Genomic DNA, 6,675 nt, shown 5'->3' with positions numbered 1-6,675 from the left:
CTGCGTGGAAACGCAGCCAGGGACGCTCCGCGTCCCAGCCGAAGCGGACGCGGAGCGTCCGGGGAGGCATTCCCACGCAGAGCGTGGGAACGATCATCGGACAACACCCTGTGAAAACCCCATGACCACTCCAACCCCCTGCTACCACTGCGCCCTGCCCGTCCCGGCCGGCAGCCGCTTCACCGCTGCGGTCTTGGGTGAAACCCGCGAGTTTTGCTGCCCGGGTTGCCAGGCGGTGGCCGAGGCAATCGTGGCGGGTGGACTGGAAAGCTATTACCAGCATCGCAGCGAGTCCTCGGCCAACCCCGAAGGCTTGCCAGTGCAGTTGGTGGACGAACTGGCGCTGTACGACCGTGCCGACGTGCAAGCGCCGTTCGTACGCCATGACGGCGACCTCGCCGAGACCACGCTGTTGATGGAGGGCATCAGCTGCGCCGCGTGCGGCTGGTTGATCGAGAAACACCTGCGCGGCTTGCCGGCAGTGGCCGAAGCGCGCCTCAACCTGTCCAACCATCGCTTGCACGTACGCTGGGCCGATGCGCAATTGCCGCTGAGTCAGGTCCTCAGTGAATTGCGCCACATCGGCTATGCCGCTCACCCGTATCAGGCCGACCGCGCCAGCGAACAACTGGCCAGCGAAAACCGTCTGGCCTTGCGTCAACTCGGTGTCGCCGGGCTGCTGTGGTTCCAGGCGATGATGGCAACCATGGCCACCTGGCCGGAATTCAACATCGACCTCAGCCCCGAAATGCACACCATTTTGCGCTGGGTCGCGCTGTTTCTGACCACTCCGATTGTGTTCTACAGTTGCGCACCTTTTTTCAAAGGTGCCATGCGCGACCTGCGCACCCGCCACCTGACCATGGACGTTTCGGTCTCACTGGCAATTGGCAGCGCCTACCTTGCCGGGATCTGGACTTCGATCAGCGGCGTCGGCGAACTGTATTTCGATGCGGTGGGGATGTTTGCACTGTTTCTGCTCGCCGGCCGCTATCTGGAACGCCGGGCCCGAGAGCGCACCGCCGCCGCGACCGCACAACTGGTCAACTTGCTGCCCGCTTCATGCCTGCGCCTGAGCGCTGATGGCCAGAGCGAGCGAATCCTGCTCAGCGAATTGCGCGTGGGCGATCAGGTGCTGGTCCACCCCGGCGCGATCCTGCCGGCCGACGGCAAGATCCTCGATGGCCAATCGAGCATTGACGAATCGTTGCTGACCGGCGAATACCTGCCGCAACCACGAACGCCCGGCGACGCAGTAACCGCCGGCACGCTGAACGTTGAAGGGGCGTTGACCGTGCAAGTGTTGGCACTGGGCCAGGACACGCGGCTGTCCGCCATTGTCCGCCTGCTGGACCGCGCGCAAGCCGAAAAGCCGCGCCTGGCGGAAATCGCCGACCGCGCCGCACAGTGGTTTTTGCTGTTGTCGCTGATTGCCGCGGCTGTCATTGGCCTGTTGTGGTGGGAACTCGATTCATCGCGCGCCTTCTGGATCGTGCTGGCCATGCTGGTCGCCACCTGCCCCTGCGCGTTGTCCCTCGCGACGCCAACCGCGCTCACCGCCGCCACCGGCACGCTGCACAAACTCGGCCTGCTGCTGACCCGCGGTCATGTGCTGGAAGGCTTGAACCAGATCGACACGGTGATCTTCGACAAGACCGGCACCCTCACTGAGGGTCGCCTGGCGTTGCGTTCTATCCGCCCCCTTGGCGCACTCGACACTGACCAGTGCCTGAGCCTCGCTGCCGCATTGGAAAACCGTTCCGAACACCCGATCGCCCGCGCCTTTGGCCGCGCGCCACTGGCCGCCGAAGAAGTCCACAGTACGCCGGGTTTGGGTCTTGAAGGCTTGGTCGGCGTCCAGCGATTGCGCATTGGCCAGCCAGGTTTTGTCTGCGAGCTCAGCGGTGCAGCCGTGCCCTTGATGCCCGATGAAGCGGGCCAATGGTTGTTGCTCGGCGACAGTCACGGACCTCTGGCGTGGTTTGTCCTCGACGACCGGTTGCGCGCAGATGCCCCGGCGTTATTGCAGGCCTGCAAGGCACGGGGCTGGCGCACCTTGTTGCTGTCCGGCGACAGCTCGCCGATGGTTGCGAGCGTCGCCGCCGAACTGGGTATCGACGAGGCCCGTGGCGGTTTACGGCCGGACGATAAACTGCAGGTCCTGCAACAACTGCACAAGGAAGGCCGCAAGGTGTTGATGCTCGGTGACGGGGTCAACGACGTGCCGGTGCTGGCCGCGGCCGACATCAGCGTGGCAATGGGCTCGGCCACTGATCTGGCGAAAACCAGCGCCGATGCCGTGTTACTGTCCAACCGCCTCGACGCGCTGGTGCAAGCCTTCAGCCTGGCGCGGCGAACCCGTCGGATAATCATCGAGAACCTGTTGTGGGCCGGGTTGTACAATGGCCTCATGTTGCCGTTCGCCGCCCTCGGCTGGATTACACCCGTGTGGGCCGCTGTCGGCATGTCGATCAGTTCGTTGACCGTGGTGCTGAACGCCCTGCGCCTGACTCGCCTGCCGAGTGCGCCGCCTGCCAGCCCCACGCCAGAAACCCGCCCGCTGCCGGCCTGAGCCAGCGCGGGCATGGAGTCCACCATGCCAGCTCTATACGTGATGATCCCGGCCGCATTGGTGCTCGTGGCCATCGCTGTCTATATCTTCTTCTGGGCGGTCGACAGCGGTCAGTACGACGACCTCGACGGCCCGGCCCACAGCATTCTGTTCGACGACCAGGACCCGGCTCACAAAGCAGCGGTCGAAGAAGCCAGCGGCCATCCGGCCAAGCCGGACGACAAGGCGCCGCCTCATGTTTGAATTGGCACCATTGCTGGTGTCTGCGGTGATTCTCGGTTTGCTCGGGGGCGGCCATTGCCTGGGCATGTGCGGCGGCTTGATGGGCGCGCTGACCTTGGCGATTCCCAAAGAACAACGCAGCCGGCGCTTTCGGCTGTTGCTCGCCTATAATCTGGGACGAATCCTCAGTTATGCCACGGCCGGCCTGCTGATCGGCCTGGCGGGCTGGGCTGTGGCCAACAGTCCGGCTGCCATGTTTATGCGGGTCATCGCCGGTTTGCTGCTGATCGCCATGGGCCTGTACCTCGCCGGCTGGTGGAGCGGCCTGACCCGCATCGAAAGCCTGGGCCGCGGCCTATGGAGACATATCCAGCCGGTTGCCAACAAACTGCTGCCGGTGTCGAGCCTGCCCCGCGCCTTGCTGCTGGGCGCGCTTTGGGGCTGGTTGCCGTGCGGGTTGGTTTACAGCACATTGTTGTGGTCGGCCAGCCAGGGCAATGCGCTGGACAGCGCTTTGTTGATGCTCGCGTTCGGTCTGGGCACTTGGCCGGTGCTGCTTGCCACGGGCCTTGCCGCTGAACGGGTGACGGCGCTGTTGCGCAAACGCAGTGTGCGCATGGCCGGTGGATTGCTGGTGATGGTGTTCGGCATCTGGACCTTGCCGGGGCCACATCAGCACTGGCTTATGGGGCATTAGACCAACATGTAGCAGCTGCCGAGCCTGCGAGGCTGCGTTCGGCTGCGAAGCAGTCGTAAACCCTGAATGCGAGGTTTTCCTGAAGCACCGAATTGTCTGATTTCACGTCAGCTTCGCAGCCGAACGCAGCCTCGCAGGCTCCGCAGCTGCTACAGGTCCGTGCTCACCGTTGACACAAATCAACATGCCCAGCCGCCCTGCCCCCTAGACTCGCAGTCACTGCCAGCCTATCCGGGGGAACGCCCGCATGATGCTCGACGCCATTCGTTGGGACACCGATCTGATCCGCCGTTATGACCTGGCGGGACCGCGTTACACTTCTTACCCGACTGCGGTGCAATTCAACAGTCAGGTCAGCTCGTTCGACCTGTTCCACGCGCTGCGCGACAGCCGCAAGGCGATGCGTCCGTTGTCGCTGTACGTGCACGTCCCGTTCTGCGCGAACATTTGCTACTACTGCGCCTGCAACAAAGTCATCACCAAGGACCGTGGCCGGGCCCTGCCCTACTTGCAGCGCCTTGAGCAGGAAATCCAGCTGATCGCCTGTCACCTCGATCCGGCGCAGAAGGTCGAACAACTGCACTTTGGCGGCGGCACCCCGACGTTTCTCAGCCACGATGAACTGCGCCAGCTAATGGCCCAGTTACGCAAACACTTCAATTTGCTGGATGACGATTCCGGCGACTACGGCATCGAAATCGACCCTCGCGAAGCCGATTGGTCGACCATGGGCCTGCTACGCGAACTGGGCTTCAACCGCGTCAGCATTGGCCTGCAAGACCTCGACCCGGCGGTGCAGCGAGCGGTCAATCGCCTGCAAAGCCTGGAAGAAACCCGCGCAGTGATCGACGCCGCCCGAACCCTGCAATTTCGTTCGATCAACATCGATCTGATCTATGGCTTGCCCAGGCAGACGCCCGAAAACTTTGCCCGCACGGTCGATGAAGTCATCAACCTGCAACCGGACCGGCTTTCGGTGTTCAATTACGCGCACCTGCCGGAACGCTTCATGCCGCAGCGGCGCATCAACAGCGACGAGCTGCCAACACCGGCGCAGAAGCTTGAAATGCTCCAGCGCACCATCGAACAACTGACCACAGCCGGCTATCGCTACATCGGCATGGACCACTTTGCCCTGCCCGACGACGAACTGGCGATTGCCCAGGAAGAATCGACCCTGCAACGCAACTTTCAGGGTTACACCACTCACGGTCATTGCGACCTGATCGGTTTGGGGGTGTCAGCCATCAGCCAGATCGGCGATCTGTACTGCCAGAACACCAGCGACCTGGTGCAATACCAGAACACCCTGGCCGCCGCTCAATTGGCCACCAGTCGCGGCCTGGTGTGTAACGCCGATGACCGGTTGCGGCGGGCGGTGATACAGCAGCTAATCTGCATTTGCAGCCTCGAATTCGTCGAGATCGAAGAGGCCTTCAACATCGACTTTCGCGGCTACTTCGGCCAACTGTGGCCGCAGCTTCAGACCATGGCCGATGACGGTTTGATCACACTCGACAACGAACGGATCACCGTACTGCCGGCCGGTCGTTTGCTGGTGCGGTCGGTGTGCATGGTGTTCGATGCCTATTTGCAAGAGCTAAACCACCAACGGTTTTCAAGGGTGATCTAGCTTTTCCCAGCACTACCAAACATGGCCTTATATCGTCTCAGGACAATATCTGCGCAAACTGGCCGGAACGCCCTCCTGTGGGTTACCCTTACGTCTTATGTGTGTTTTCCCACAAGGATTGAAGAAATGTCCGAGCCAGTCAAACTGCGTGCTCATAACCAGGCCCATTGCAAGGATTGCAGCCTCGCCCCGCTGTGTTTACCGCTGTCTCTGAACCTGGAGGACATGGATGCGCTGGACGACATCGTCAAGCGTGGCCGCCCTCTGAAAAAAGGCGAGTTCCTGTTTCGCCAGGGCGACACCTTCGATTGCGTCTACGCAGTACGCTCCGGCGCCCTCAAGACGTTCAGCCTGAGCGACAGCGGTGAAGAGCAACTCACCGGCTTCCACCTGCCGAGTGAACTGGTCGGCCTGTCGGGCATGGACACTGAAAAACATCCCGTGTCCGCGCAAGCGCTGGAAACGACATCAGTGTGCGAAATCCCTTTCGACCGCCTCGACGAACTGGCCCTGCAACTGCCGCAACTGCGCCGTCAGTTGATGCGTGTCATGAGCCGCGAGATTCGTGAAGATCAACAAATGATGTTGCTGCTGTCAAAAAAAACCGCCGACGAGCGCATCGCCACGTTCCTGGTCAACCTGTCGGCACGTTTTCGCGCCCGCGGCTTCTCGGCCAACCAGTTCCGCCTGAGCATGTCGCGCAATGAAATCGGCAATTACCTGGGGCTGGCAGTCGAAACCGTGTCCCGGGTCTTCACCCGTTTCCAGCAGAACGAATTGATCGCGGCCGAAGGCAAGGAAATCCATATCCTTGACCCGATCCAACTCTGTGCATTGGCCGGCGGCTCTGTCGAAGGCTGATGGTAACCCTCGCGGCTGAGCGAAACGGTTCAGCCGCCGTTATACTGCGACGTTTGCAGCCTGCCAGGACACCTCGACGATGGTCTTCGACTCCTTCGACATCAAATCCCTGATCCGCCCCGTGATCGACTTCCCCAAGCCGGGCGTGATCTTTCGTGACATCACACCGTTATTCCAATCCCCCACGGCCCTGCGCCTGGTGATGGACAGCTTTGCCCATCGCTACGTCGAAGCCGACTTCACCCACATCGGGGCGATGGATGCACGTGGCTTCCTGATCGGTTCGGTGCTCGCCTATCAGTTGAACAAGCCGCTGGTGCTGTTCCGCAAGCAAGGCAAACTGCCGGCCGACGTGCTGGCTGAAGGTTACGCGACCGAGTACGGCGAAGCGTTCCTGGAAGTGCACGCCGACAGCCTGTGCGAGGGCGATTCGGTGGTGATGTTCGATGACCTGATCGCCACGGGCGGCACGCTCATTGCGGCGGCGAACCTGATTCGACGCATGGGCGCGCGGGTTCATGAAGCGGCGGCGATAATTGATTTGCCGGAGCTGGGCGGGTCGCAGCGGCTGGAAGATATGGGCATTGCGACGTTCTGCCTGACGCAGTTTGCGTTGAGCGATAAGTAAGGCGGCGCCTCCAAAATCGCCATCGCGAGCAGGCTCACTCCCACATTTGCTCTTTGTCATAC

General features: G+C 61.8%; 6 protein-coding genes. All 6 read left to right on the top strand.

What is annotated here, in order from left to right; translation table 11 throughout:
* Positions 1 to 121: 121 nt before the first annotated feature.
* Complete coding sequence (locus AC1DRJ_RS16925; protein WP_477803164.1) at positions 122 to 2,572, top strand: heavy metal translocating P-type ATPase; 2,451 nt, start codon at positions 122 to 124, stop codon at positions 2,570 to 2,572.
* A gap of 24 nt (positions 2,573 to 2,596) precedes the next feature.
* Complete coding sequence (ccoS, locus tag AC1DRJ_RS16920) at positions 2,597 to 2,815, top strand: cbb3-type cytochrome oxidase assembly protein CcoS (RefSeq protein ID WP_477803163.1); 219 nt, start codon at positions 2,597 to 2,599, stop codon at positions 2,813 to 2,815.
* Positions 2,808 to 3,491 carry a sulfite exporter TauE/SafE family protein gene (locus AC1DRJ_RS16915; RefSeq protein WP_477803162.1) on the top strand — a complete coding sequence of 228 codons (684 nt, stop codon included), beginning with the start codon at positions 2,808 to 2,810 and terminating at the stop codon, positions 3,489 to 3,491. The genes ccoS and AC1DRJ_RS16915 overlap by 8 nt, the downstream gene beginning before the upstream one ends.
* Positions 3,492 to 3,741: 250 nt before the next feature.
* Positions 3,742 to 5,124 (top strand): oxygen-independent coproporphyrinogen III oxidase, encoded by a 1,383-nt coding sequence (gene hemN, locus AC1DRJ_RS16910; RefSeq protein WP_477803165.1) that lies wholly within the window; start codon positions 3,742 to 3,744, stop codon positions 5,122 to 5,124.
* Positions 5,125 to 5,250: 126 nt separating this feature from the next.
* Complete coding sequence (gene fnr, locus AC1DRJ_RS16905) at positions 5,251 to 5,985, top strand: fumarate/nitrate reduction transcriptional regulator Fnr (protein WP_223511748.1); 735 nt, start codon at positions 5,251 to 5,253, stop codon at positions 5,983 to 5,985.
* A gap of 79 nt (positions 5,986 to 6,064) precedes the next feature.
* Entirely contained in the window at positions 6,065 to 6,613 is a 549-nt protein-coding gene (locus tag AC1DRJ_RS16900; protein ID WP_477803161.1) for an adenine phosphoribosyltransferase, read from the top strand.
* Positions 6,614 to 6,675: the final 62 nt, after the last annotated feature.

The sequence above is a fragment of the Pseudomonas sp. P5_B2 genome, from assembly GCF_056400445.1.
The sequence above is the reverse complement of the archived record's forward strand: the minus strand, read 5'-3'. Positions and strand labels throughout refer to the sequence as shown.

Excerpts from the sequence above, each read along its gene's own strand:
- AC1DRJ_RS16925 (WP_477803164.1), top strand. The coding sequence starts at position 122 with ATGACCACTCCAACCCCCTGCTACCACTGCGCCCTGCCCGTCCCGGCC.
- ccoS (WP_477803163.1), top strand. The coding sequence starts at position 2,597 with ATGCCAGCTCTATACGTGATGATCCCGGCCGCATTGGTGCTCGTGGCC.
- AC1DRJ_RS16915 (WP_477803162.1), top strand. The coding sequence starts at position 2,808 with ATGTTTGAATTGGCACCATTGCTGGTGTCTGCGGTGATTCTCGGTTTG.
- hemN (WP_477803165.1), top strand. The coding sequence starts at position 3,742 with ATGCTCGACGCCATTCGTTGGGACACCGATCTGATCCGCCGTTATGAC.
- fnr (WP_223511748.1), top strand. The coding sequence starts at position 5,251 with ATGTCCGAGCCAGTCAAACTGCGTGCTCATAACCAGGCCCATTGCAAG.
- AC1DRJ_RS16900 (WP_477803161.1), top strand. The coding sequence starts at position 6,065 with ATGGTCTTCGACTCCTTCGACATCAAATCCCTGATCCGCCCCGTGATC.